Genomic DNA, 21,158 nt, shown 5'->3' with positions numbered 1-21,158 from the left:
GGGGCTATGGTTAGCAGGCTTCCATATTCTGCCGTTCGTCGCCTGCGCGGCTTGATACAGGTCAAGCGGGTGGGTCAAGCGCCGCGCCGTCGGCGTTCCAGACACAGGTGCGGTTGCGTCCGGCGTGCTTGGCCTGGTAGAGCGCCTGGTCGCTGCGAGCGACCAGCCCGCCCGGCTGCTCCTCGGCCACCGGGTCGGCCACCGCCAGGCCGATGCTCAGGGTCAGGCGACCGTCTGGGCTGGCGGGGTGAGCGATGCCGAGGCCGGCGATCAACTCGTGAACTCTGGCGGCGACGTGCTCGCCCCCCTCCAGGTCGGTGTTGGCAAGGATGATGGCGAATTCCTCACCGCCATAACGACACACCACATCGCCCTCGCGCTGCAGACTGCCCTGCAATGCGCCGGCGACCTGGCGCAGGGTGTCATCGCCGGCCAAGTGGCCGAGGCTGTCGTTGTAGGCTTTGAAGTAGTCGATATCCAGCATCAGCAGCGCCAGCGGAACACCGAGGCGCCGTAGGCGCCGCCATTCGCTCTGCAGCTGCTGGTCAAAGAAACGCCGGTTGTACAGGCCGGTGAGGCCGTCCAACTGCGACAGACGCTGCAGGCCTGCTTCCAGCTCCAGGCGCTCGCGGTTGTTGCGGGACACCGCGATCAGGTACTCGCGTCCGCCCTGCTGCACCAGCTGGGTGTTGATCTCGGCTGGCTGGCGACTGCCGTCGCGGCGGATCAACTCGCGCTGGAAGATCCGCGACTGGTTGTCCTTCTGGGCATGACGAACGAGGTCCAGCCAGGCGTAGAAGCCCGGCAGCAGCTTCTCGGGTTCGTCGCGCAGCAGCTGGGCGAACTGCTCCGGCCGGTAGCCGAGGTCGGCATAGGTGGCCTGGTTCATGTGCAGCAGCCTGCGGCTCTCGGTGTCGAAGATAAACAGGCTGTCCCGACTGGAGTCGGTCAGGTCGAGCACCAGTTGCAGGCGCTCGCGGCTGTCGCGCAGTTCACGCTCGGTTTCCTCGCGGCGTGCGGCTTCGGACTGAAGATCGCGGTTGATCCGCTGCATGGCGCCGGCGCGGCGGGCGTTCTCCAGGGCCAGGCTCAGTGCGGCCACCAGCAGCAGGCTGATGGCCAGGCCACCACCCAGGACGACCTGTGGCAGGGGGTTGGACATCTGCTGCAGCAGGTGCTCGGTCGGGCTCAGTTGCAGGCTGAAACTGTCATTGTTGAGCAGGCGCAGGGGCACTTCGATGGCACGCTGGCTCAGCGTGTCGGGGCGTTCGTGGCTATACAGGCTCTGGCCGTTTTCCAGTAGGCGCAGGCTGAAACTGTCGTTGTCGAGCAGGGCGAGCAACTGGTCCATCAGCGGCTCGACGCGGAAAACGCCCTGCAGGAAGCCGTCGAACTGCCGCTGGCCTTGAGCATCCCGGAGATAAAGCGGGGTGTAGAGGACGAAACCCCGACCGCCCTGGACCAGCGCAAAACTGTTGGAGAAGCGTTGCTCACCCGTCTGTCTGGCCTGCATGGCCAGTGCGTAGTTGGGGTGGCTCGGGACCAGGCGGAAGTCGCGCGCCGCCTCATTGCCATGCAAGGGCAACAGCCAGCGCATCTGCAGGTCGGCACCCACCCACTGCACCGATTGGTAGGCCGGGAAATCGGTGAGTGCCGCCGTTGCTTCGGTTTCCCAATCCTCCCGCGAGAAGCGACCCAGGTTGTTCCACAGTCGCGCGATACGGCTCAGGCTCTCCACTTCGGTGTGCAGGGTGTTTTCCAGCTGACGTGCCAGGCTGCGAGCCTGGTAGTCGAGGCGATCATCCAGGCGTCTGCGCTGGTCCTGCTCCAGTTGGCGCCAGATCATCAGGCTGGCCGCACTCAGTAGCAGGAAAAGCAGAACCAGGGCCAGACGCGCTGGCCAGGCGTGTTGTGCGCGCATCGTCGGCTCCGTGGGCTATGCCTTGGTGATAGCACAGTGCCGCGGGCGGCTCAACGCATGGCCAGTACGGCGTGCCATTGCGCCTCGCTCACCGGCATCACCGACAACCGGCTGCCGCGCTGTACCAGGGCCAGTTCCGCCAGTGCGGGGTTGTCGCGCAGGCGTGCCAGTGGCAGCACGCGCGGGAAGGCTTCGACGAACTCCACATCCAGTGCGCTCCAGGGATTCTTCTCGCTGCTGGCCTTGGCGTCGAAGTAATGGCTATGCGGGTCGAGGGCGGTGGGGTCGGGGTAGATCGGCCCGGCGATCCGCGCAATGCCGGCGATGCCCGGTTCCGGGCAGCTGGAGTGATAGAAGAAGAACAGCTCGCCCGTTTGCATGCTGCGCAGGAAGTTGCGCGCCTGGTAGTTGCGCACACCGTCCCAGCGCGCCCGACCGAGCTTCTGCAGGTGCTGGATGGACAGTTCGTCGGGTTCCGATTTCATCAGCCAATAAGGCATGAACTTTGCTCCTGTTTGCCGGTCTTTGCGCGGGAGTGAAAATCGTTCCCGTCAATGACTGCCGGATGGCGTCAAAAAATGTGTGGGTCTTCACCGCTTCTTGCGGGTCGATGGCTCAGGCTAGGCGCCGCCGTTTACGGCCAATAACAACACCGCCACCGGTAAAGCCAAGCAGTGTGCCGAAAGGGGGAGGCAACTCGATGAAACGCAAGCCAGATATGTTGTGGGTCCTGGTCATTCTGTTCAGCCTGGGGATGGTTACCACAGGTTACACCCAGGGTCTCTGGGATCGTCAGGGCAATCCGCCGGCGGTTACCCAGGGGCAATGACCCACCGTTGACGTTGCCGCAGGGAGCGCGGCGACCTCAGCAATACCAGCGCCGGTCGGTCACCACCGCACCGAGACGCACATCCCAGCTGGCCAGCGCCAGGCGATCCACCTTCTGACATTCATGGGCCAGGCCCAGCAGCGTCGGCTTGTGCCAATTTTTGCGCAATTGCCGGTAGGCCAGGCTGCGGTCGTAGAAGCCGCCGCCCATGCCCAGGCGTCCGCCCTGTTCATCGAAGCCCACCAGCGGCAGCAGCACCAGATCGAGGGTCCAGACTTTGCGCTGGCGGGTGGGTAGGTCCTGCGGCTCGGCAATGCGGAAGCGGTTGCGGGTCATGCTTTCGTGCGGATGCACGCGCTGGAAACTCATTTTGGTGCGTGGCCAGCGCTTGAGTACCGGCAGGTAGGTAGCCTTGCCGCGGCGCTGGGCCTCGCGCAGCAGCGGGCGCGGGTCGATCTCGCCGTCGTTGGGCAGGTACAGGGCGATATGGCAGCAGCGGCGGAACAGCGGGTGCTGCGCCAGTTGGCGATAGAGGTCGCGGGCGGCGCGTTTCTGCTGTTGCGGAGAGAGCGTGCGGCGCGCCTGGCGCAGCTGGCGGCGCAGGGCCGGGCGGGACAGATGGCCGGCTTCAAGCATGAGAATCAGGACTCCCCGGGCGTGCCGCTGTCGGGTTAGCCCTTGAACCCGAAAGTTCAAGGTGGAGATTGCAGGAGGCGTTAAGGCTTTCCGTCAGGCGGACATGCACACCGGCCCCACTGGCAACCCCCGTGGTTGTGCGTATCGGCTCAGGGACATCACCGACTGGCCAACACTCCAGGGAGCTGGTCGGCAGTATACCCCATCGCGCCGCTCTGGCATCAGAGCAATCGATCATCCGGATCGGCGGCCAGTGCACCGTCGACGCGCTCGAGCAGGTCGCGCACCTTGGCGCGGGTGGAGTCGGCTTCCTGGTCCAGGCGCTGCTGCTTGTGCAGCAGGTCATGGGTGATGTTCAGCGCGGCCATCACGGCGATGCGGTCGGCACCGATGACTTTGCCGCCGGAGCGGATCTCGCGCATCTTGCCGTCCAGGTAGCGGGCCGCGCTCTCCAGGTTGGCGCGCTCGTCTGCCGGGCAGGCGATGCAGTATTCCTTGTCGAGGATATGTACGGTAACGGTGTTCGGCTGGGTCATGAGTCCTGCTCCAGGGCCTTCAGGCGCGAAATCATCGCTTCGACCTTGAGCCGGGCCATTTCGTTCTTTTCGATCAGATGGGCGCGTTCCTCGCGCCAGGCCTTCTCACTGGCCAGCAGGGCGCGGTTCTGCGACTTGAGCTGCTCGACGCGCTGAATCAAGAGTTCCAGCTTGCGCGAGAGGGCTTGCAGTTCGGCGTCTTCCATCGGCTCTACCAGGGCTGTGAGTGGCTGCACTATAAAGGATGCGCGGCGGCGGTGCGATGGCCCGCGTGCGCCTGCCGGTGCTAGGATACGGAGCCTCCATTCTAGAGATCGCGCGGTTCAGCGCCTAGTTGCCATGTCCACTTCGAATTCCCCCTACGCCGCCTTCGCCGCCCTGCTGGCGAGCACTGGCAAACCCGTTTCCCCTGCCGAACTGCATGGTCTGCTGCTCGGGCGCAGCTGCGCCGGTGCCGGCTTCGAGGCCGAGCCCTGGATCGCCGATGCCTGCGAGCTGCTCGGTGGCGAGCCGGCCGACAACGTGCGCCAGGCGCTGGTCGGCCTGCAGGAGATGGTCAAGGGCGAGCTGTCCGGCAGCGACATTACCCTGGTTCTGCTGCTGCCCGCCGATGATGCACCGCTGGCCGAGCGGGCCAAGGCCCTGGGCCAATGGTGTCAGGGCTTCCTCGACGGCTTCGGCATGGTGGTCGGCAATGCACCGCTGAGTGCCGAGGCCATGGAAGTGCTGCAGGACCTCTCCGCCATCGCCCAGGTGCAGAGCGGCCTGGAGGAGTCCGAGGATGGCGAGAGCGACTACATGGAGGTGATGGAGTACCTGCGCGTCGCGCCGCTGCTGCTGTTCGCCGAGTGTGGCAAGCCCGCCGCGCCGGCCCCGAAACCTTCCCTGCATTAAGGTCGAGCTCATGGTCAGCATTCCCCGTGCAGAGTACGCCCGCCGGCGCAAGTCGCTGATGGAGCAGATGGAGCCCAACAGCATCGCCATCCTGCCGGCGGCGCCGGTCTACATCCGCAACCGCGACGTCGAGCACGTCTACCGCCAGGACAGCGACTTCCAGTACCTCACCGGCTTCCCCGAGCCGGAGGCGGTGATGGTGCTGATCCCCGGCCGCGAGCACGGCGAGTACGTGCTGTTCTGCCGCGAGCGCGACCCCGAGCGCGAGCTGTGGGACGGCCTGCGCGCCGGTCAGGACGGCGCGGTGGCACAGTACGGCGCCGACGATGCCTTCCCCATCGGCGATATCGACGACATCCTGCCCGGCCTGATCGAGGGCCGCGAGCGCGTGTACTACGCGATCGGCACCAACGAGAAGTTCGATCACCGGCTGATGGAGTGGATCAATGTGATCCGCTCCAAGGCGCGCCAGGGCGCGATTCCGCCCAACGAATTCGTTGCCCTCGACCACCTGTTGCACGACATGCGCCTGTACAAGAGCGCGGCCGAGGCCAAGGTCATGCGCGAGGCCGCGGAGATCAGCGCGCGTGCCCACGTGCGCGCCATGCAGGTCAGCCGCGCCGGCCTCTGCGAGTACCACCTGGAAGCCGAGCTGGACTACGAGTTCCGCAAGGGCGGGGCGAAGATGCCGGCCTACGGCTCGATTGTCGCCGCCGGGCGCAACGCCTGCATCCTGCATTACCGCGAGAACGACGCGCTGCTGCGCGACGGCGATCTGGTGCTGATCGACGCCGGCTGCGAGATCGACTGCTACGCCAGCGACATCACCCGCACCTTCCCGGTCAGCGGCAAGTTCTCGCCAGAGCAGAAGGCCATCTACGAGCTGGTGCTGGCCGCCCAGGAGGCCGCCTTCAAGGAAATCGCCCCGGGCAAGCACTGGAACGAGGCGCACGAGGCCACCGTGCGGGTGATCACCGCCGGCCTGGTCGAGCTGGGCCTGCTCGAAGGCGCGGTCGATGAACTGATCGCTGCCGAGGCCTACAAGCCTTTCTACATGCACCGTGCCGGCCACTGGTTGGGCATGGACGTGCACGACGTCGGTGACTACAAGGTCGGCGGCGAGTGGCGCGTACTCGAGCCGGGCATGGCGATGACGGTCGAGCCGGGCATCTACATCGCCGTGGACAACGAGAAGGTCGCCAAGAAATGGCGCGGCATCGGCGTGCGCATCGAGGATGACGTGCTGGTGACCAAGACCGGTTGCGAGATCATCACCGGCGGCGTGCCCAAGACCGTGGCCGAGATCGAGGCGCTGATGGCCGCCGCGCGTGAGCAGGCGGCCTGAGTCATGAGCCGCGTGCAGCTGGCGATCATCGGTGGTGGCCTGGTCGGCGCGAGCCTGGCCCTGGCCCTGCAGGCCGGCGCGCGGGCGCGCGGCTGGCGCATCCTGCTGGTCGAGCCCTTCGCCCCCGGCAATGACTACCAGCCGAGCTACGATGCCCGTTCCAGCGCACTGTCGCAGGGCAGTCGGCTGATCTTCGAGCGCCTCGGTGTGTGGCCGCAGCTGGCCGAGCGCGCCGAGGCCATCACGCAGATCCAGGTCTCTGACCAGGGTCGTTTCGGCGCCACCCGCCTGAGCGCGGCGGACGAGGGCGTGCCGGCGCTCGGCTACGTGCTGGAGAACGCCTGGATGGGCCACTGCCTGTGGAAGGCGCTGGACCCGGCGGTGGTCGAATGGCGCTGCCCGGCGGAAGTCATCCGCCTGGAGGCGCTGGGCGACGGTTACCGCCTGCACCTGAACGACGACGCCAGCCTCGATTGCGACCTCGCGGTGCTGGCCGATGGCGGCCGTTCCGGCCTGCGCGAGCAGCTTGGCATCGCCGTGCGCCACACGCCCTACGACCAGTGTGCGCTGATCGCCAACGTCACCCCCGCCGAGCCGCACGGCGGCCAGGCCTTCGAGCGCTTCACCGAGCAGGGTCCGCTGGCCTTGCTGCCGCTGTCCGACAATCGCTGCGCGCTGGTCTGGACCCGCCCGCCGGTGGATGCCGAACGTTTGCACCAGCTGCCCGAGCGCGCCTTCCTCGGCGAGCTGCAGCAGGCCTTCGGCTATCGCCTCGGCAGCCTGCGCCAGGTCGGCGCGCGGCATTTGTACCCGCTGGCACTGGTCGAGGCCCGCGAACAGGTGCGCCCGCACCTGGTGCTGCTGGGCAATGCCGCGCACAGCCTGCACCCGGTGGCCGGGCAGGGCTTCAACCTGTCGCTGCGCGATGCGCAGACCCTGGCCGAGTGCCTGCTGGCCGGGCCGCAGGTGCCTGGCGACTTCGCCACCCTGCAGCACTACCTGCAGCGCCAGAGCCAGGACCAGGCGATGACCGTCGGCTTCTCCGACCGCGTCACCCGCCTGTTCGGCCGCGACGAGTCGCTGCTGGTGGCCGGGCGTACCCTCGGCCTGCTCGGCCTCGACCTGCTGCCGCCGGCCAAGCGCTGGTTCGCCCGCCAGGCCATGGGCCTGGGCACCCGCAGCCTATGAGTGAGCGCAAGCTGGCCCGCATGTCCCGTTTGCTGCGCCTGGGACTGAACCTTTATCCGCCCTATCTCGGCGCGGGGATCCGCGTGCGCGAGATCAGCCCGGACTTCCGCCGCGTGCGGGTGCGCATGGGCCTCGGCTGGTACAACCGCAACTATGTGCGCACCCAGTTCGGCGGCTCGCTGTACAGCATGACCGACCCCTTCTTCATGCTCATGCTGATGCAGCTGCTGGGGCGCGACTACATCGTCTGGGACAAGGCCGCCAGCATCGACTTCATCAGCCCCGGCAAGGGCCCGGTGCATGCCGAGTTCCGCGTCGACGACGAGCTGCTGGCACAGATTCGCCAGCACACCGCCGACGGCGACAAGTACCTGCCCGAGCTGCGCGTGGAGGTGCGTGACGACGAGGGCACCCTGGTCGCCATCGTGCACAAGACCCTGTACATCCGCCTCAAGCCGCGTGCGCGGCAGACAGCCTAAGGAAACAGCATGCAAGCGGACCTGATCATCGTTGGCGCCGGCATGGTCGGCAGCGCGCTGGCCCTGGCCCTGGAACACAGCGGCCTGGAGATCCTGGTGGTCGACGGCGGCCCGCTCAGTGTCAGACCGTTCGCTGCCGAGGGCGCCTTCGAGCCGCGGGTCAGCGCGCTGTCCGCCGCCAGCCAGCGCATCCTCGAGCGCCTCGGTGTGTGGGATGGCATTGTCGCGCGGCGCGTCTCGCCCTACCGCGACATGCGCGTGTGGGATGGCTCCGGTACCGGCAGCGTGCATTTCTCCGCCGCCAGCGTGCATGCCGAGGTGCTCGGTCATATCGTCGAGAACCGCGCGGTGCAGGATGCCCTGCTCGATCGCCTGCACGACAGCCAGATCGGTCTGCTCGGCAGCGCCCGCCTGGAGCAGCTGCGCCGCTCCGGCGACGGCTGGTTGCTGACCCTGGCTGACGGCCGCGAGCTGCGCGCGCCGCTGCTGGTGGCCGCCGACGGCGCCAACTCGGCGGTGCGCCGCCTGGCCGGCTGCGCCACCCGCGAGTGGGATTACCTGCACCACGCCATCGTCACCAGCGTGCGTTGCGAGCGCCCGCACCAGGCCACGGCCTGGCAGCGCTTCACCGACGACGGCCCGCTGGCCTTCCTGCCGCTGGCGCGCCAGGGCGATGAACACTGGTGCTCAATCGTCTGGTCGACCGTGCCGGCCGAGGCCGAGCGCCTGATGGCGCTGGGCGACGATGCTTTCCGCCATGAGCTGGGCAAGGCCTTCGAGTGGCGCCTGGGCCAGGTCACGGCGGTCGACCCGCGCCTCTGCATCCCGCTGCGCCAGCGCCACGCCAAACGCTACGTGGAGAGCGGCCTGGCGCTGATCGGTGACGCCGCGCACAGCATCCATCCGCTGGCCGGGCAGGGCGTCAACCTCGGCTTCCTCGACGCCGCGGTGCTGGCCGAAGTGCTGCTGCACGCGCTGCAGCGCGGCGAGCAGCCCAATGATGTGCGTGTGCTCAGCCGCTATGAGCGCCGGCGCATGCCGCACAACCTGGCGATGATGGCGGCCATGGAGGGCTTCGAGCGCCTGTTCCAGGCCGACCCGCTGCCGCTGCGCCTGCTGCGCAACAGCGGCCTCAACTGGGTCGACGATCTGCCGGACGCCAAGGCCCTGTTCGTGCGCCGTGCCCTGGGTCTGGCCGGCGACCTGCCGGCCCTGGCGCAGCGCTGAGGGCTGCAATATCCGGTAACGCTGCGGCCTAGGGTCACGTTGAGAAGCTAAATAGCATTCACTACTATTCGCTCTCTCGACCCAAATAAGAGGCAGCACCCATGCAGCTCCGTTCCGGTTTCCTGGCCACCCTGGCCCTTTCTGCCCTGGCTGGCACCGCCCAGGCCGCCGATGAAATCGTCGTCTACTCCGCGCGTATCGACGAGCTGATCAAGCCGGTATTCGACGCCTACACCGCCAAGACCGGAACCCCGATCAAGTTCATCACCGACAAGGAAGCTCCGCTGCTGGCGCGCCTCAAGGCTGAGGGCGAGAACACCCCGGCCGACCTGCTGATCACCGTCGACGCCGGCAACCTCTGGCAGGCCGAGCAGGAGGGTGTGCTCAAGCCGCTCAAGTCCTCCGTTATCGAAGCCAACATCCCGGCCCAGTACCGCTCCAGCACCGGCGCCTGGACTGGCCTTTCGCTGCGCGCGCGCACCATCTTCTACTCCACCGAGCGGGTGAAGCCGGAAGAGCTGTCGACCTACGAGGCCCTGGCCGACAAGAACTGGGAAGGCCGCCTGTGCCTGCGCACCAGCAAGAAGGTCTATAACCAGTCGCTGACCGCCACCCTGATCGAGGCCCATGGCGCGGCCAAGACCGAGGAGATCGTCAAGGGCTGGGTGAACAACCTGGCCACCGACGTGTTCGCCGACGATACCGCCCTGCTGCAGGCCATTGATGCCGGCCAGTGCGATGTGGGCATCACCAACACCTATTACTACGGTCGTCTGGCCAAGCAGCAGCCCGGCCTGAAGGTCAAGCCGTTCTGGCCGAACCAGGCCGACCGTGGCGTGCACGTCAACCTCTCCGGCGCCGGCGTGACCCAGCACGCCCCGCACGCCGAGGCGGCCCAGCAGCTGCTGGAGTGGATGACCTCGCCGGAAGCGCAGAGCCTGTTCGCCGACGTCAACCAGGAGTACCCGGCCAATCCGGCGGTCAAGCCGTCTGCCGAAGTAGCCGCCTGGGGCACGTTCAAGGCCGACAGCGTGCCGGTCGAAGTGGCTGGCAAGCGCCAGGCCGAGGCGACCAAGCTGATGGACCGCGCCGGCTGGAACTGATGCCTGTGCTCCCCTCTCCCACTGTTAGGAGAGGAGTTGGGGGCGGGTGATGGCAGCCCTCTCCCCAGCCCTCTCCCGTGAACGGGAGAGGGAGCATCCACGTCGTGCATCCGCTGCCGTTATACTCGACGCCCCGGCTTGTCCGGGGCGTTTCGTTTCCGCCTGCCAGGAGTCCGCGTGAGCCATCCCGTACAGCGCCGCTGGTATCCCATTGCCTTCGCCATCGCCGCCCTGGTGCTGCTGCCGCTGTCGGTCTTGCTGCTGTCCTGGCATGAGGTCGATGGCGAGATCTGGGCGCACCTGTGGGACACCCAGATGCCGCGCCTGTTGGGCAACACCCTGCTGCTGGTCAGTGGGGTGAGCTTCGGCGTGGTGCTGCTCGGCGTCAGCCTGGCCTGGCTGACCAGCCTCTGCGAGTTCCCCGGGCGGCGCTGGCTGGACTGGGCACTGATGCTGCCCTTCGCCATTCCGGCTTATGTGCTGGCCTTCGTCTTCGTCGGCCTGCTGGATTTCGCCGGGCCGCTGCAGACTCTGGCCCGCGAGTGGTTCGGCAGCGGCATCCGCTTCCCGCGGGTGCGTTCCAGCGGCGGGGTGATCCTGGTGCTGGTACTGGTGTTCTATCCCTATGTCTACCTGCTCGCGCGCGGCGCCTTCCTGGCCCAGGGCAAGGGCCTGATGGAGGCGGCGCGGGTGCTTGGCCTGTCGCCCTGGCAGGCGTTCTGGCGGGTCGCCCTGCCGATGGCGCGACCGGCCATCGGCGCCGGCCTGGCCCTGGCGATCATGGAGACCCTGGCCGACTTCGGCGCCGTCTCGGTATTCAACTTCGACACCTTCACCACCGCCATCTACAAGACCTGGTACAGCTTCTACAGCCTGTCCAGCGCCACCCAGCTGGCCAGCCTGCTGCTGCTCGCCGTGCTGCTGGTGCTCTACGGCGAGCGCCGTGCCCGTGGCGCCAGTCGCCCGGCCAGCGAGCGGCCGCGTGGCAAGCCGCTGTACCGTCTGCACGGCTGGCAGGCGTTCGCCGCCAGCAGCTGGTGCGGCCTGGTGTTCGCCTGCGCCTTTGTCGTGCCCATGCTGCAGTTGCTGGTGTGGTTCTGGCAGCGCGGCCGCTTCGACCTCGACGAGCGCTACATCGGCCTGATCCTGCACACCCTCTGGCTGGGCGGCATCGCGGCGCTGCTCACGGTGAGCGTGGCTTTGCTGCTGGCCTTCGCTCGGCGTCAGGCGCCGACCCGGCCGATGCGCGCACTGGTCAGCACCGGCAACCTGGGCTACGCGCTGCCCGGCTCGGTGCTGGCGGTGGCGATCATGCTGGCCTTCAGCTGGCTCGACCGCGAGTTGGTGATCCCGCTGTCCGGCTGGTTCGGTGGCGCCGGCAAGCCGCTGCTGCTGGGCAGTCTGTTCGCCTTGCTGCTGGCTTATCTGGTGCGCTTCATGGCGGTGGCTTACGGGCCGCTGGAGAACAGCCTGGCGCGCATCCGCCCGTCTTTGCCGCAGGCCGCGCGCAGCCTGGGTGTGGGCGGGCCGGCGCTGTTCTTCCGCGTGTACCTGCCGCTGCTGGTGCCGGGTGCGCTGTCGGCGGCGCTGCTGGTATTCGTCGATGTGCTCAAGGAAATGCCGGCCACCCTGCTGATGCGCCCCTTCGGCTGGGACACCCTGTCGGTGCGTATCTTCGAGATGACCAGCGAGGGTGAATGGGCGCGTGCTGCCCTGCCGGCCTTGACCTTGGTGCTGGTCGGCCTGCTGCCGGTGATCGGCCTGATCCGTCGCTCGGCCCGCCAGCCGGGGCATTGACCACACGGAGTGTCCAGTTTCTTTGCGCGGGGCTACAATGCGCGCCTGCTGACGCAGCCGTCCATGAGCCCGCCCTCAGGCAGGGCCCGTTTAAGGAGTTATCCATGGGACAGCGTACACCCCTGTATGAACAGCATCTGGCGCTCGGCGCCAAGATGGTCGATTTCGGCGGCTGGGACATGCCGCTGCATTACGGTTCCCAGGTCGAGGAGCACCATCAGGTGCGCCGCGACTGCGGCGTGTTCGACGTCTCCCACATGACCGTGGTCGATGTCACCGGTGCCCAGGCCAAGGCCTGGCTGCAGCACCTGCTGGCCAACGACGTCGAGCGTCTGAAGACCCCCGGCAAGGCCCTCTACAGCGGCATGCTCAACGAGCGTGGCGGGGTGATCGATGACCTCATCGTCTACCTCACCGACTGGGGCTACCGCGTGGTGGTCAACGCCGCCACCCGTGACAAGGACTTGGCCTGGATGCAGGCGCAGACCGCCGGTTTCGACGTCGCGCTGAACGAGCGCGCCGAACTGGCCATGCTCGCCATCCAGGGCCCCAACGCCCGCGCCAAGACCGCCGAGCTGGTATCGCCGGCGCGCGCTGCGCTGATCCATGAGCTCAAGGTGTTCCAGGGCCTGCCGGAAGGCGACTGGTTCATCGCCCGTACCGGCTACACCGGCGAGGACGGCCTGGAAATCATGCTGCCGGCCGAGCAGGCTGCCGATTTCCTCACCGAGCTGGTCGGCGCCGGAATCGCCCCGATCGGCCTGGGCGCGCGCGACACCCTGCGCCTGGAAGCCGGCATGAACCTGTACGGCCAGGACATGGACGAAGACACCTCGCCGCTGGCCGCCAACATGGCCTGGACCATCGCCTGGGAGCCGGCCGAGCGCCAGTTCGTCGGCCGCAGCGCCCTGGAAAGCCAGCGTGCCGCCGGCAATCATCCCAAGCTGGTCGGCCTAGTGCTGGAAGAGCGCGGCGTGCTGCGCGCCCACCAGGTGGTACGGGTGGAAGGCGTGGGCGAGGGCGAGATCACCAGCGGCAGCTTCTCGCCGACCCTGAACAAGTCGATCGCCCTGGCCCGCGTGCCGGCCGCCACCGGCGACCGCGCCGAGGTGGAGATCCGTGGCAAGTGGTATCCGGTACGCGTCGTGCAAGCGAACTTCGTGCGCAACGGCAAGGCCGTCATCTGATTCGCCTGGCGCGGGGCAGAGCCCGCGCCAGCTGCTAAATTTTCCGGGCGGCCGATCCGCCCAGCGATTTCGAGGAGTACGACATGAGCAACATTCCCGCCGATCTGCGTTACGTCGCCAGCCACGAGTGGATCCGCCTGGAGGCCGATGGTTCGGTCACCGTGGGCATCACCGACCATGCCCAGGAAGCCCTGGGTGACGTGGTCTACGTCGAGCTGCCGGAAGTCGGCAAGCAGCTGGCCAGCGGCCAGGAAGCCGGTGTGGTCGAGTCGGTGAAGGCCGCCTCGGACATCTACGCACCGATCTCCGGTGAAGTGCTGGCGGTCAACGAGGCCCTGGCCGACGCGCCCGAGCAGGTCAACGGCGAGCCCTACGCCGCTTGGTTCTTCAAGCTGCAGCCGAGCAACCCGGCCGAGCTGGAAGCGCTGCTCGATGCCGCCGGCTACCAGGCCGTCTGCTCCGCCGATGCCTAAGGTGCCTGGCCGCGTCTAACGCGCGGCCTGCTGCCCAGAATCACGATTCCCGCTGTCGAGCCTCGATCCGTCGGGGCTCTGTCATTTTCCGAGAGCCCCGCCATGTCCACGCCCCGTCTCGACCAACTGCAACAGCCCGATGCCTTCCTCCGTCGCCACCTCGGTCCGGATGCCCGTGAAGAACAGGCCATGCTCGACGCCCTCGGGCTGAGCAGCCGCGACGAGCTGATCGTGCAGACCGTGCCACCGGCCATCCGCCTGGGCCGCGAACTGGACCTGCCCGCGGCGCTGGACGAGCAGGGCGCCCTGGCCAAGCTCAAGGGCTACGCCGAGCAGAACCAGCTGTGGACCAGCCTGATCGGCATGGGCTACCACGGCACCATCACCCCCACGGTGATCCTGCGCAACCTGCTGGAGAACCCGGGCTGGTACACCGCCTACACCCCCTATCAGCCGGAAATCGCCCAGGGTCGTCTGGAGTCGCTGCTGAACTTCCAGCAACTGACCATCGACCTGACCGGCCTGGACCTGGCCAGCGCCTCGCTGCTCGACGAAGCCACTGCCGCCGGTGAGGCCATGGCTCTGGCCAAGCGCGTGGCGAAGAGCAAGAGCAACCTGTTCTTCGTCGACGAGAACAGCCACCCGCAGACCATCTCGGTGGTGCAGACCCGTGCCGAAGGCTTCGGTATCGAGGTCAAGGTCGGCGCGCTGGACGAACTGGCTGGCCTGGAAGTGTTCGGCGCCCTGCTGCAGTACCCGGACACCCACGGCGAGATTCGTGACATCAAGCCGCTGATCGAGCAGCTGCATGCGCAGAACGCCCTGGCCTGCGTGGCCACCGACCTGCTCAGCCTGCTGCTGCTGACCCCGCCGGGTGAGCTGGGCGCCGACGTGGTGTTCGGCTCGGCGCAGCGCTTCGGCGTGCCGATGGGCTACGGCGGCCCGCACGCGGCCTTTTTCGCCACCCGCGACGCGTTCAAGCGCGCCATGCCCGGCCGGATCATCGGCGTGTCCAAGGACGCCCGTGGCAACACCGCGCTGCGCATGGCCCTGCAGACCCGCGAGCAGCATATCCGCCGCGAGAAGGCCAACTCCAACATCTGCACCTCGCAGGTGCTGCTGGCCAACATGGCCAGCTGCTATGCCGTCTACCACGGCCCGCAGGGCCTCAAGCGCATTGCCCAGCGTGTGCATCGCCTGACCGCCGTGCTGGCCGCCGGCCTGGAGCAGAAGGGCGTCAAGCGTGACAACCAGTTCTTCTTCGACACCCTGACCCTGGATGTCGGCGGCATGCAGACCGCCATCATCGAGTCGGCCAAGGCCGCGCGCATCAACCTGCGCATCCTCGGCCGCGGCAAGCTGGGCGTGAGCCTGGACGAGACCTGCACGGCGCAGACCGTCGAGCAGCTACTGTGCATCTTCCTCGGCGCCGACCACGGCCTGTCCGTCGCCGAGCTGGATGCGAGCCTGGTCAACGATGGCATTCCGGCCGCGCTGCAGCGTACCTCCAGCTACCTGACCCACCCGGTGTTCAACAGCCACCACAGCGAAACCGACATGCTGCGCTACCTCAAGCGCCTGGAGAACAAGGACCTGGCGCTGAACCAGGCCATGATCCCGCTCGGTTCCTGCACCATGAAGCTGAACGCCACCAGCGAGATGATCCCGGTGACCTGGCCCGAGTTCGGTGCCCTGCACCCCTTCGTGCCGGCTGACCAGGCCGTGGGCTACAAGCTGATGATCGACGAGCTGGAAGCCTGGCTGCGCGCCATCACCGGTTTCGACGCCATCTGCATGCAGCCCAACTCCGGCGCCCAGGGCGAGTACGCCGGCCTGCTGGCGATCCGCAAGTACCATGAGAGCCGCAACGAAGGTCATCGCGACATCTGCCTGATCCCGGCCTCGGCTCACGGCACCAACCCGGCCTCGGCGCAGATGCTCAACATGCGCGTGGTGGTGGTCGAGTGCGACGCCGCCGGCAACGTCGACATGGCCGACCTCAAGGCCAAGGCGGCCGAGGCCGGCGACAAGCTGTCCTGCCTGATGATCACCTACCCCTCGACCCACGGCGTGTATGAGGAAGGCATCCGCGAGATCTGCGAGGTGGTCCACAGCTTCGGCGGCCAGGTGTACATGGACGGCGCCAACCTCAACGCCCAGGTCGGCCTGGCCCGTCCGGCCGACATCGGCGCCGACGTGTCGCACATGAACCTGCACAAGACCTTCTGCATCCCCCACGGCGGTGGCGGCCCGGGCATGGGCCCGATCGGCGTGCGTGCGCACCTGGCGCCCTTCGTTGCCAACCACCCGGTGGTCGAGCTGCAGGGTCCGAACCCGCAGAACACCGCGGTCAGCGCCGCGCCCTGGGGCAGCGCCAGCATCCTGCCGATCAGCTGGATGTACATCGCCATGATGGGCCCGCAGCTGGCCACCGCCACCGAGACCGCGATCCTCAACGCCAACTACCTGGCCAGCCAGCTCAAGGGCGCCTTCCCGGTGCTCTACAGCGGCCGTAACGACCGCGTCGCGCACGAGTGCATCTTGGATTTGCGTCCGCTCAAGGCGGAGACCGGCATCAGCGAGGAGGACGTGGCCAAGCGCCTGATGGACTACGGCTTCCACGCGCCGACCATGAGCTTCCCGGTGCCGGGCACGCTGATGATCGAGCCGACCGAGAGCGAGTCGAAGGAAGAGCTGGATCGCTTCATCGAGGCGATGCTGAGCATCCGCGCCGAGATCGCCAAGGTTGCCAGCGGTGAGTGGCCAGCGGACAACAACCCGCTCAAGCATGCGCCGCACACCCTGGCCGACGTCACCGGCGTGTGGGATCGTCCGTACAGCATCGCCGAGGCGGTGACGCCGTCTGCCCACACCCTGGCGCACAAGTACTGGCCGGCGGTGAACCGCGTGGACAACGTCTACGGCGACCGCAACCTGTTCTGCGCCTGCGTGCCGATGGACGACTACCGCGAGTGAGTCGAACGTCGTGACCAAGAGGCCGCCCATTGGGCGGCCTCTTGTTTTCCGGCGGCTATTGCCCGCTGGCGCAGCCTGTCTCGGGCAGGCTGGCCAGGGCCCGGCGCAGCAACGCCTGGCTGCGTGCGCTGCGCATGATGCCGGTGTGGTTCTCCTCGAGCAGATACAGGCGATCCGTCTCGTCCTGCGCCGCCGGCAGCAGCTGGCTGGCCAGCGGTACGCTGCCGTCGTTGGGCTCGACGAGCATCCGGTTGTTGCCGGCATAGGCAACCAGTTGCCACTGGCGGATGTGTGCGGGCAGGGGATCGGCGAAGAGCTCCCGCAGAAACGGGCTGCCGGGTGCCATATCCCGCCATACCGGAACGTCCACCGGTACGCGCGCCGCACCGGTGGCTGCCGAGGGGTGACCGCCCCAAGGGGCAGCCAGGGTTAAGAGCAGGCACAGCCTCTGGTCGCCTGCACCGGGGCGCAGCAGCTGCGCGGTGCGCCTTGCCACCAGGCCGCCCATGCTGTGGGCGACCAGATGCAGGCGTTTGGGGGCGTAGCGCAGTTGCAGGTCGCGCAGCGCCTCGCTGAGCAGGTAGGCATTGTTGTTCAGCGGAGAGCCGCTGGGATACTGGTAGAGCAGCACCTGAAAGCGCTGCGGATCGATGGCGGCGGCCAGCTCGCGCCAGCTGCGTGGCGAGTCGTTGATGCCGTGAATGAGGATCACGGGCTCCAGATCATCCTGCCACGGGCGCAGCAGATAGAGCCCGTAGCCGATCTCGCGGATGAAATCCAATGGCCGCCAGGCGCCCTGCTGGATTCGCGTCTGGTCGAAGCGCGGATCGTCGAAGTCGACGACCTGCAGGTAATTGTGGCGCAGGCGCGGGTGCTCCCGATACAGCCGCCCCAGGCTGAGGTCCGCTGCGGGAACCTCTACGCCGGTGTCAGGTTGCGGGCTCAGGACGTTGTGTTCGGTGAATGCGGCACGCTGCTCGGCGCTCGGCTGCAGACGCATGGCGACAGTCTGGGCCGGAGCGCGCCAGTGTCTGGGTTCGCCCGGATCGAGGCGGAAGTTGATGTTGCTGTCGATGAAGGCCAGCAGCTGATAGTCGCCGCGTTCAACGCTGAAGTAGAACAGCGCGCCGGGCGCTACCACCCTGTAGCCGAGCGCTTCGCCGCGCTCGTCGAGCAGCACCACCAGTGCCGTCTGGTCGCTGTGCAGGCGCCCGGGAACCAGCATCAAGTCGCGCTCAACCTGCTGCATCTGTTTGCCCAGATGCAGCAGGTTGCAGGCGCTGAGCGGCATGAGCAGCGCCAGCAGAAGCCAGCGACTTCGCCGCATCAACTAGAGCGCCTCCACCTTCAGCAGTACGCCATCCTGACCGATGACCCGGACCTCGTGCCCGACCGGCAGCTCGGGGCCGGTGACCAGCCACAGGGTGTCGCCGGCCCTGATCTTGCCGCGTCCACCGACGATGGCTTCATGCAGCACGAAGGTGCGGCCAATGAATTCGCTGCCACGGCGATTCAGGCCCGGTACGTCGGAAGGCTTGGCGGCGCTGCGCTGGCGGCGCCACCAGAACACCGCAGTGAGCAGCGAGAGCAGGGCGAAGGCGAAGAACTGCCAGGCCCAGGGCAGGTCCGGCAGCAGGTAGGTGAGCAGGCCGACCGCGGCGGCGGCCAGGCCGATCCACAGCAGGTAGCCGCCAGCGCCGAATACTTCGAGGATCAGCAGGATGGTGCCGAAGGCCAGCCAGTCCCAGAACGACAGGTGCTGCAGGTACTCCATCACTTCTTGCCGTCCCTGCTATCGAAGGTGGCGCGCACGATTTCGCCGATACCGCCGACGGCGCCGATCACTTGGCTGGCCTCCAGCGGCATCAGCACCACCTTGCTGTTGTTGGCTGATGCGAGCTTGCCCAGGGCCTCGACATACTTCTGCGCGACGAAGTAGTTCACCGCCTGTACATTGCCGCCGGCAATCGCCTCGGACACCACGCGGGTGGCCTCGGCTTCAGCCTGGGCGGCGCGCTCGCGGGCCTCGGCTTCGAGGAAGGCGGCCTGGCGTTCGCCCTCGGCCTTGAGGATCTGCGCCTGCTTCTCGCCCTCGGCGGTGAGGATCTCGGCCTGGCGCTTGCCCTCGGCTTCAAGAATCTGCGCACGCTTGAGACGCTCTGCCTTCATCTGGCTGGCCATGGCCTCGACCAGGTCGGCGGGCGGGCTGATGTCCTTGATCTCGATGCGGGTGACCTTGATGCCCCAGGGCGCGGTGGCCTCATCGACGGTACGCAGCAGGCGTTCGTTGATCGCGTCGCGCTGGCTGAGCATGGCATCCAGTTCCATGGAGCCGAGCACGGTGCGGATATTGGTCATCACCAGGTTGCGGATCGCGTGTTCGAGGTTGTTGACCTCGTAGGCGGCCTGGGCGGCGTTGATCACCTGGAAGAAACACACGGCATCGATGGTGACGATGGCGTTGTCGGCGCTGATCGCCTCCTGCGGCGGAATATCCAGCACGCTTTCCATGACGTTGAGCTTGCGGTCGACCCGGTCCATCACCGGGACGATGATGTTGAGGCCGGGCTTGAGGGTGTTGGTGTAGCGCCCAAAGCGCTCCACCGTCCATTCGTAGCCCTGGGGCACCACCTTGAAGCCCATGAACACGATGGCCACGGCCAGACCGACGAAGAGAAAGACGACGCCACCGATACCCATGCTGTTGCCTCCTGCTGATGCTTGTTCGGGGAGAGCAAGTATTGCACGGCCACGTGACTGCTGGGCGTCGTTACTTCTGCTCGCTCTGCGGGGTGACGCGCAGGACTTCCTCGATGGTGGTCAGGCCGGCGGCGACCTTCTGCGCGCCGGACAGGCGCAGGCTGCGCATGCCGTCCTTGAAGGCCGCGCGGCGCAGGGCGATGAGGTCGGTGTCGGCGGTGATCAGCGGCTTGATGCCATCGTTGAGCAGCATGATCTCGTATACCCCGGCACGCCCGCGGTAGCCGGTTTCGCGGCACTCCAGGCAGCCCACGGCACGGTGGGCGCCGGTCGGTAGCGGTGCGCTCCAGGGGCGCGTCAGCTCCTGCCAGCTCTCCTCTTCCATTGTCACCGGTGCCTTGCAATGCGGGCACAGGGTCCGCACCAGGCGCTGAGCCATGACCCCCAGCACAGTGGCCTTGAGCAGGTAGTGCGGTACGCCCAGCTCGAGCAGGCGGCTGATGGCGCTGGGTGCGTCGTTGGTGTGCAGGGTGGACAGCACCAGGTGTCCGGTGAGCGCCGCCTGGATGGCCATCTCGGCGGTTTCCAGGTCACGGATCTCGCCGATCATGATGATGTCCGGGTCCTGGCGCATCAGTGCGCGTACGCCGCTGGCGAAGGTCAGGTCGATGTTGTGCTGCACCTGCATCTGGTTGAAGGAGGTCTCGATCATCTCGATCGGGTCCTCGATGGTGCAGACGTTGACCTCCTCGGTCGCCAGCTGTTTGAGCGTGGTGTAGAGCGTGGTGGTCTTGCCCGAGCCGGTAGGGCCGGTGACCAGGATGATGCCGTTGGGCTGGCAGGTCATGCTCTCCCAGCGGCGCAGATCGTCGGGGGAGAAGCCCAGCTGGTCCGGGCTCTTGAGCAGCACCTCGGGGTCGAAGATACGCATCACCATCTTCTCGCCGAAGGCGGTGGGCAGGGTCGACAGGCGCAGTTCCACCTCGCCGCCGTCCGGGGTCTTGGTCTTGATCCGGCCGTCCTGCGGCTTGCGCTTCTCCGCCACGTTCATCCGCCCCAGGCTTTTCAGGCGGCTGACGACGGCCATGGTGACCTGCGGCGGGAACTGGTAGACGTTGTGCAGCACGCCGTCGATGCGAAAGCGCACGGTGCCGGCCTCGCGGCGCGGCTCGATGTGGATGTCGCTGGCGCGCTGCTGGTAGGCGTACTGGAACAGCCAGTCGACGATATTGACGATATGCGCATCGTTGGCGTCCGGCTCCTGGTCGCTGGCACCGAGGCTGAGCAGTTGCTCGAAGTTGCCGACGCCGCTGATCTTCTGGTCGACGGCGGTGGCGCCGCTGACTGAGCGGGCCAGGCGGTAGAACTCGGTGGTGAAGCGCTGGATGTCCGCCGGGTTGGCCACTACGCGCTTGATCGGCCGCTTGAGCACATGGGTCAGGTTGCTTTCCCAGCCATGCACGAAGGGTTGCGCGCTGGCGATGGTCACCGCCTCGCTGTCCACCGCCACGGCGAGAATCTTGTGGCGCTGGGCGAAGGCGTAGGACATCAGCGGCGTGACGGCGGCAACATCGATCTTCAGCGGGTCGATGCGCAGGTAGGGCTGGCCGGCGAAGTTGGCCAGCCATACGGTCAAACCCTCCAGGTCGTGCTTGCGTCCGGGGCGTTGCAGGTCGTCGACCTGCTGCGCCGCGAGGAACTCCAGGGGGTGCAGCTGGGCATTGGCCGAGGCGCGGCGCAGTACCATGCACTGCTCGGCCTGCTCCTGGGCCACGCGACCCTGGGCCACCAGTTCGCGGAGGATGTCGTTGAGGTCGAGCCAGCGATCCTGGGTGGGCGAGGCGAGGGCGGACATGGAGCTCCCTTT

The 21,158-nt window shown here is 67.2% G+C and carries 19 protein-coding genes and 1 other RNA gene; 10 read left to right on the top strand and 10 right to left on the bottom strand.

All coding sequences use genetic code 11. The annotated features are described in order from the left end of the window. Positions 1–61: 61 nt before the first annotated feature. The 6 genes from ACOAPY_RS20080 to ACOAPY_RS20055 form a co-directional block, all read right to left on the bottom strand. The gene (locus ACOAPY_RS20080) at positions 62–1,921 is read right to left on the bottom strand and encodes a diguanylate cyclase (protein ID WP_465154484.1); all 1,860 of its coding nucleotides are present in this window, start codon (positions 1,919–1,921) and stop codon (positions 62–64) included. Between the two features lie 50 nt (positions 1,922–1,971). Further along, entirely contained in the window at positions 1,972–2,421 is a 450-nt protein-coding gene (locus tag ACOAPY_RS20075) for an EVE domain-containing protein (protein ID WP_465154483.1), read from the bottom strand. Between the two features lie 365 nt (positions 2,422–2,786). Further along, a complete protein-coding gene (locus ACOAPY_RS20070; RefSeq protein ID WP_465154481.1) occupies positions 2,787–3,386 on the bottom strand; it encodes a 5-formyltetrahydrofolate cyclo-ligase in 600 nt (199 codons plus the stop codon). Positions 3,387–3,394: 8 nt separating this feature from the next. Next, positions 3,395–3,573, bottom strand: a non-coding RNA gene (gene ssrS, locus ACOAPY_RS20065) — 6S RNA. Positions 3,574–3,607: 34 nt separating this feature from the next. Continuing rightward, a complete protein-coding gene (locus ACOAPY_RS20060; RefSeq protein ID WP_278959019.1) occupies positions 3,608–3,922 on the bottom strand; it encodes a cell division protein ZapA in 315 nt (104 codons plus the stop codon). Further along, entirely contained in the window at positions 3,919–4,128 is a 210-nt protein-coding gene (locus ACOAPY_RS20055; protein ID WP_021699050.1) for a TIGR02449 family protein, read from the bottom strand. The genes ACOAPY_RS20060 and ACOAPY_RS20055 overlap by 4 nt, the downstream gene beginning before the upstream one ends. A gap of 133 nt (positions 4,129–4,261) precedes the next feature. On the opposite strand from ACOAPY_RS20055, the gene ACOAPY_RS20050 reads away from it, so the two are divergent. From ACOAPY_RS20050 to gcvP, 10 genes are all read left to right on the top strand, one after another. Beyond that, positions 4,262–4,816 (top strand): YecA/YgfB family protein, encoded by a 555-nt coding sequence (locus tag ACOAPY_RS20050; protein WP_280001242.1) that lies wholly within the window; start codon positions 4,262–4,264, stop codon positions 4,814–4,816. A gap of 10 nt (positions 4,817–4,826) precedes the next feature. Continuing rightward, complete coding sequence (gene pepP, locus ACOAPY_RS20045) at positions 4,827–6,161, top strand: Xaa-Pro aminopeptidase (protein ID WP_465154480.1); 1,335 nt, start codon at positions 4,827–4,829, stop codon at positions 6,159–6,161. A gap of 3 nt (positions 6,162–6,164) precedes the next feature. Continuing rightward, positions 6,165–7,349 (top strand): 2-octaprenyl-6-methoxyphenyl hydroxylase, encoded by a 1,185-nt coding sequence (gene ubiH / locus ACOAPY_RS20040; RefSeq protein WP_465154479.1) that lies wholly within the window; start codon positions 6,165–6,167, stop codon positions 7,347–7,349. Continuing rightward, positions 7,346–7,828 (top strand): DUF4442 domain-containing protein, encoded by a 483-nt coding sequence (locus ACOAPY_RS20035; protein ID WP_021699046.1) that lies wholly within the window; start codon positions 7,346–7,348, stop codon positions 7,826–7,828. The genes ubiH and ACOAPY_RS20035 overlap by 4 nt, the downstream gene beginning before the upstream one ends. A 9-nt stretch (positions 7,829–7,837) precedes the next feature. Then, positions 7,838–9,055: a 2-octaprenyl-3-methyl-6-methoxy-1,4-benzoquinol hydroxylase gene (locus tag ACOAPY_RS20030; protein ID WP_465154478.1), complete on the top strand. Its 1,218-nt coding sequence runs from the start codon at positions 7,838–7,840 to the stop codon at positions 9,053–9,055. A gap of 101 nt (positions 9,056–9,156) precedes the next feature. Next, positions 9,157–10,158 carry an extracellular solute-binding protein gene (locus tag ACOAPY_RS20025; RefSeq protein WP_465154477.1) on the top strand — a complete coding sequence of 334 codons (1,002 nt, stop codon included), beginning with the start codon at positions 9,157–9,159 and terminating at the stop codon, positions 10,156–10,158. A gap of 177 nt (positions 10,159–10,335) precedes the next feature. Further along, on the top strand, positions 10,336–11,955 hold the full coding sequence (locus tag ACOAPY_RS20020; RefSeq protein ID WP_465154476.1) for an ABC transporter permease: 1,620 nt from the start codon (positions 10,336–10,338) through the stop codon (positions 11,953–11,955). A 104-nt stretch (positions 11,956–12,059) separates the two neighbouring features. Then, complete coding sequence (gene gcvT, locus ACOAPY_RS20015; protein WP_465154475.1) at positions 12,060–13,142, top strand: glycine cleavage system aminomethyltransferase GcvT; 1,083 nt, start codon at positions 12,060–12,062, stop codon at positions 13,140–13,142. Positions 13,143–13,225: 83 nt separating this feature from the next. Beyond that, positions 13,226–13,615: a glycine cleavage system protein GcvH gene (gcvH, locus tag ACOAPY_RS20010; RefSeq protein ID WP_061903037.1), complete on the top strand. Its 390-nt coding sequence runs from the start codon at positions 13,226–13,228 to the stop codon at positions 13,613–13,615. A gap of 102 nt (positions 13,616–13,717) precedes the next feature. After that, positions 13,718–16,591, top strand: a complete 2,874-nt coding sequence (gene gcvP, locus ACOAPY_RS20005; protein WP_465154474.1) for an aminomethyl-transferring glycine dehydrogenase — start codon at positions 13,718–13,720, stop codon at positions 16,589–16,591. Between the two features lie 55 nt (positions 16,592–16,646). On the opposite strand, the gene ACOAPY_RS20000 is transcribed toward gcvP, so the two are convergent. The 4 genes from ACOAPY_RS20000 to tfpB all read right to left on the bottom strand — a co-directional run bounded on the left by ACOAPY_RS20000 (position 16,647) and on the right by tfpB (position 21,146). Beyond that, positions 16,647–17,918: an esterase/lipase family protein gene (locus tag ACOAPY_RS20000; RefSeq protein WP_465154473.1), complete on the bottom strand. Its 1,272-nt coding sequence runs from the start codon at positions 17,916–17,918 to the stop codon at positions 16,647–16,649. A 3-nt stretch (positions 17,919–17,921) separates the two neighbouring features. Then, positions 17,922–18,368 (bottom strand): NfeD family protein, encoded by a 447-nt coding sequence (locus tag ACOAPY_RS19995; protein ID WP_465154472.1) that lies wholly within the window; start codon positions 18,366–18,368, stop codon positions 17,922–17,924. Beyond that, positions 18,365–19,291 (bottom strand): SPFH domain-containing protein, encoded by a 927-nt coding sequence (locus ACOAPY_RS19990; RefSeq protein WP_465154471.1) that lies wholly within the window; start codon positions 19,289–19,291, stop codon positions 18,365–18,367. The genes ACOAPY_RS19995 and ACOAPY_RS19990 overlap by 4 nt, the downstream gene beginning before the upstream one ends. 70 nt (positions 19,292–19,361) lie before the next feature. Further along, entirely contained in the window at positions 19,362–21,146 is a 1,785-nt protein-coding gene (gene tfpB, locus ACOAPY_RS19985) for a type IV pilus assembly ATPase TfpB (protein ID WP_076581225.1), read from the bottom strand. Positions 21,147–21,158: the final 12 nt, after the last annotated feature.

This window comes from Pseudomonas stagnisoli (genome assembly GCF_048595745.1).
Taxonomy (GTDB): Bacteria; Pseudomonadota; Gammaproteobacteria; order Pseudomonadales; family Pseudomonadaceae; genus Aquipseudomonas; species Aquipseudomonas alcaligenes_A.
The sequence above is the reverse complement of the archived record's forward strand: the minus strand, read 5'-3'. Positions and strand labels throughout refer to the sequence as shown.

Excerpts from the sequence above, each read along its gene's own strand:
- ACOAPY_RS20080 (WP_465154484.1), bottom strand. The coding sequence starts at position 1,921 with ATGCGCGCACAACACGCCTGGCCAGCGCGTCTGGCCCTGGTTCTGCTT.
- ACOAPY_RS20075 (WP_465154483.1), bottom strand. The coding sequence starts at position 2,421 with ATGCCTTATTGGCTGATGAAATCGGAACCCGACGAACTGTCCATCCAG.
- ACOAPY_RS20070 (WP_465154481.1), bottom strand. The coding sequence starts at position 3,386 with ATGCTTGAAGCCGGCCATCTGTCCCGCCCGGCCCTGCGCCGCCAGCTG.
- ACOAPY_RS20060 (WP_278959019.1), bottom strand. The coding sequence starts at position 3,922 with ATGACCCAGCCGAACACCGTTACCGTACATATCCTCGACAAGGAATAC.
- ACOAPY_RS20055 (WP_021699050.1), bottom strand. The coding sequence starts at position 4,128 with ATGGAAGACGCCGAACTGCAAGCCCTCTCGCGCAAGCTGGAACTCTTG.
- ACOAPY_RS20050 (WP_280001242.1), top strand. The coding sequence starts at position 4,262 with ATGTCCACTTCGAATTCCCCCTACGCCGCCTTCGCCGCCCTGCTGGCG.
- pepP (WP_465154480.1), top strand. The coding sequence starts at position 4,827 with ATGGTCAGCATTCCCCGTGCAGAGTACGCCCGCCGGCGCAAGTCGCTG.
- ubiH (WP_465154479.1), top strand. The coding sequence starts at position 6,165 with ATGAGCCGCGTGCAGCTGGCGATCATCGGTGGTGGCCTGGTCGGCGCG.
- ACOAPY_RS20035 (WP_021699046.1), top strand. The coding sequence starts at position 7,346 with ATGAGTGAGCGCAAGCTGGCCCGCATGTCCCGTTTGCTGCGCCTGGGA.
- ACOAPY_RS20030 (WP_465154478.1), top strand. The coding sequence starts at position 7,838 with ATGCAAGCGGACCTGATCATCGTTGGCGCCGGCATGGTCGGCAGCGCG.
- ACOAPY_RS20025 (WP_465154477.1), top strand. The coding sequence starts at position 9,157 with ATGCAGCTCCGTTCCGGTTTCCTGGCCACCCTGGCCCTTTCTGCCCTG.
- gcvT (WP_465154475.1), top strand. The coding sequence starts at position 12,060 with ATGGGACAGCGTACACCCCTGTATGAACAGCATCTGGCGCTCGGCGCC.
- gcvH (WP_061903037.1), top strand. The coding sequence starts at position 13,226 with ATGAGCAACATTCCCGCCGATCTGCGTTACGTCGCCAGCCACGAGTGG.
- gcvP (WP_465154474.1), top strand. The coding sequence starts at position 13,718 with ATGTCCACGCCCCGTCTCGACCAACTGCAACAGCCCGATGCCTTCCTC.
- ACOAPY_RS20000 (WP_465154473.1), bottom strand. The coding sequence starts at position 17,918 with ATGCGGCGAAGTCGCTGGCTTCTGCTGGCGCTGCTCATGCCGCTCAGC.
- ACOAPY_RS19990 (WP_465154471.1), bottom strand. The coding sequence starts at position 19,291 with ATGGGTATCGGTGGCGTCGTCTTTCTCTTCGTCGGTCTGGCCGTGGCC.
- tfpB (WP_076581225.1), bottom strand. The coding sequence starts at position 21,146 with ATGTCCGCCCTCGCCTCGCCCACCCAGGATCGCTGGCTCGACCTCAAC.